At 51.0% G+C, this 263-nt stretch carries 1 pseudogene; it reads right to left on the bottom strand.

Annotated features, from left to right (window positions below):
- A pseudogene (gene prpB / locus ACYP03_RS26630) lies at nucleotides 1-128 on the bottom strand (methylisocitrate lyase); the annotation flags it as partial.
- Between the last annotated feature and the right edge of the window lie 135 nt (nucleotides 129-263).

The following is a 263-nucleotide window of genomic DNA, read 5'->3' as shown; positions in this document are numbered from 1 at the left end:
CCAGACAGGTAAATCGCCTGATGACCTACCTGCTTCGCCATCATGGCGCAGTATGGATTGATCGTACCCACCACCTGCAGCGGGTGGTTGTCTGCAACAGCCTGACGGAAACGCTGTCCTGGCTTCATAACATGCTCCTTGTTGTTGTAAAAATTATCCGGCAAAACGCAGTCTGCTGCGTATCAGTCTTTTATTAACTGGCTTTCGATCAGTGTTCTGCTACGCATGATGTGGCGGCGCATCAGCATTTCAGCCAGTTCACC

Source organism: Photobacterium sp. R1, assembly GCF_054600795.1.
Note: the sequence above shows the minus strand (reverse complement) of the source record. Positions and strands in the feature narration are given on the sequence as shown.